This window comes from Trichloromonas sp. (assembly GCF_041583255.1).
In the GTDB taxonomy this organism is placed as follows: Bacteria; Desulfobacterota; Desulfuromonadia; order Desulfuromonadales; family Trichloromonadaceae; genus Trichloromonas.
In genome coordinates this window covers 1-2884 of record NZ_JBFHGD010000305.1, presented here as the reverse complement: position 1 = coordinate 2884, position 2884 = coordinate 1, and the positions used below count along the sequence as shown (strand labels likewise).

The following is a 2884-nucleotide window of genomic DNA, read 5'->3' as shown; positions in this document are numbered from 1 at the left end:
GGCCGATAAAGTACAGGCTCAGCAGCGACAGGTTCAGGACGAGGTTGCCAACCATGGCGACCCCTTGTGGCAGGTCACCAAGTTGTTGGCTGATGAACTGCCCACTGAAAATACCGAGACATAGGGTCGCCAGTCCGAGTCCAAAAGCTCGAACCGGTTTGGGAAATTTGAGCAGAAACAGCAGTAGGAAAAGGTCGACGAACCCAGCACCTGCCTGCATGGCGTACATGCTGAGATTGACGGTTGTTACATTTCCCATTTGCAGCAAGGCAAAGGCCGTCATGTTCAGTATGATGCCGCAGATCAGAAGCAGGTCACGGTGGTGCCTTGCCAGCCAGAGGGCACCGAATACGGCGAAGATGTAAAAAAATAGCTCCAACCCGGGAAGGGCGACGGCTTGCTGGTAGGCGGGGAAGAGAAAACCGTACATCAGGCCGCTGGAGATATGAAAAATCAGGATCAGCGGCAGGTAATGCCAGAGTTTTTCTGTGTTTGAAGAGTTATGCGCCTCGGTGGGACGGTGCAGAAGCAGGAGCAGTGGCAGCGCGGTTACCAGAAAATGCCAGAATGTTGCACCTGACCAGAGCCCAAGAAGGAGCAGTCCGAGGTTCCCGGTGGATAGGCCGATGGCGGCACAGAAAATCGGTCGATTTGCTGTTCTCAGGGTCATGCAGGCGGCAATTGCGGTAAAGGCGCCGCAAATACCGAGCAGTGGTAAGAGATAGTGCGCGAAATCTGGTCGAAAAGAAATGCCTAAAGTTAATACGGCGGTCAGGGCCACGCCACTTGGGGCCAAGGATCTGAAATGACGAGGCGGCAGGTAAAGGCCGATGAGGGTCAGGCTGAGAACGTGTGCCGGGAGAAAGAACCATGCTGAATCCGCAATCCCTGCAGCGGACAGGATAGGCCCCTCCATGGGAATGGCGAGCAGCCAGAAGACAAAGGCGGCAAAGGTTAGGTAGGGTAGTTTTTGCATAAATTCTTAAGAGGGGGAAAAGGGATCTTATCTTACGATATTGCCCCTGGAAAAGCAAAAAAAAGTGAAGGTTTACAAAAAGTCGACTATTTTAGGCTGTTAAATTGTAATTAAAATAAGAAACGATTTGGAATATTAAAATGTTGTTTTTTAAGGGAGGCTCAGTTGGAACATTGGAAGCAGGGCATTAGATTGTTGTTGGTTTTACTCGTGGGTTCAGTGTTGTTGCTGCCGGCAAGCGCTCAGGCCAAATGGTGGATTTTCGGCCAGTCCAATGACGAAGTGGAGCTTTCCTACCTTTATTTGAACAGCCTCCCTTATGAAGAGAGCGGTCCCACGCTCACTCTGTATAAGGATCTGCTCCCCAAGGGGGAGGTTCTTGTCCGCGGCAAAACCCGCGTCAAGCGGGGGAAGATCGGTCAGATTCAGGTCAGTATCGATGACCGGCAGAGCTGGCAGGAAGCGCGGTTTTCCGAAACTGGCGCATTCGAGTTCCGCTTTCGTCCCGAGGTCGGCCAGCCCTACATCCTCTATGTCGAGGTGAGTGATACGGCGGGCAAGGTGAATGATGTCGATGCTACCCGCAAAGAGCTCATCATTTCCGACGGCCGCGGCTACCAGGTGGTGATCGACGCCCTCAACGAACTGGTCGAGGCCTACCGGGCCGAAGACCCTGCCCGGTTCATGACCCGGATCAGCCCCGATTTCGCCGGCGATGCCACTTTACTCGACCGGGCGATTCGCCGGGATTTCAGCGCCTTCGACAACATCGATCTGCGCTTTACTCTCAATAACCTGGCCCCCGATCCACGGGGCAGGGTCTTCGTTTCCCTGACTTACAGTCGTTTCGTCATATCCAGTCGTACTGGACAGAGTTTCTCCGACAAGGGAGTTACCGAGTTCGTTTTCGACCTGGGCGCAACAGGGCCGGCGGTTTACGCCATGAAAAACCCTCTGATCTTTGGCCTGAGCGATGCCGCCAATATTGCCACCGGAACGGTCGCTCAGTCGGGCGGCGAACCCGTGTTGCTCGTGGACAGTCGCGGATACATGGCGGTGGTGCCCTTCACTCTGTTCACGCAGTTGGTTGAAGAGGACGGTCTGGTGATTACCCCCAACGCAGACGGCAGCAGTACCGTTGCCACGGACGACCTGACGGTTGTGGTAACCGCGCAGGGGAGCGTTTTGGCGACCAGCGGAGGAGGGGGCAGTGTCGAATCGGGGAGCAACATACTGATCCGATCGGAGATGCACCCTCCCACCGGGTTCGATTTTGTTTCCGGCGAGGCAACGGAACCACCGAACGTGGCTTTTGTCATAACCGGCGGCGACGAAGGTCGGTCCACCGCGTATGGGTTTATGGAAGCGGGTAACACATTTCTGGATCTCGGAAATATCGCAATCGGTTCCGTCAGTGAAGCGCCGGAGTTTGGTTATACCGGCGGTCTGGGATATGACTTTTTCCCCGGGCACACCTATGCGTTCAAACTCTCCAACGGGCATTATGCCCTAATGGAAGTCAAAAGCGTCGATTTCAGCTATCCCCCCGGGTGGCCTGCAGTCACAGGATATCCAAGTATCCTCATGCGGATCGATTATAAGTACCAACCCGACGGCAGTAGGAATTTCTAGGTCATGCTCATGTTGCGCTGCCTGAAAAGTTTTATTGTTCTGGCGATAGCCTTCGGCGTGTTGTTGCCGACCGGTGCAGCCTGCGCTGCAAGCGGCGCGGAGATCGCCGAAGATTTCGATAATTATTTCGTACCCACTTTTCCAGTTATATACGGCGAAATAATCAATGCCCTGCCTGCCGACGATGTCGCCAATGTCAGCACGGTTCTGCGGGGGCTTGAATTCTTCGGTTATCTCAAGTCAATGGGCGATGTCGCCAATGCCATCGATGGTGGC

The 2884-nt window shown here is 54.3% G+C and carries 3 protein-coding genes; 2 read left to right on the top strand and 1 reads right to left on the bottom strand.

The genetic code is table 11. The features are described 5' to 3' along the window. Positions 1 to 976: hypothetical protein (locus tag ABYV89_RS16030; protein WP_432823939.1), on the bottom strand; the 976-nt coding region annotated here is incomplete at its 3' end. 165 nt (positions 977 to 1141) lie between these two features. On the opposite strand from ABYV89_RS16030, the gene ABYV89_RS16025 reads away from it, so the two are divergent. Beyond that, positions 1142 to 2608, top strand: a complete 1467-nt coding sequence (locus ABYV89_RS16025) for a hypothetical protein (RefSeq protein ID WP_432823938.1) — start codon at positions 1142 to 1144, stop codon at positions 2606 to 2608. A gap of 3 nt (positions 2609 to 2611) precedes the next feature. Then, the coding region (locus tag ABYV89_RS16020) for a hypothetical protein (protein WP_432823937.1) at positions 2612 to 2884 on the top strand (273 nt) is incomplete at its 3' end.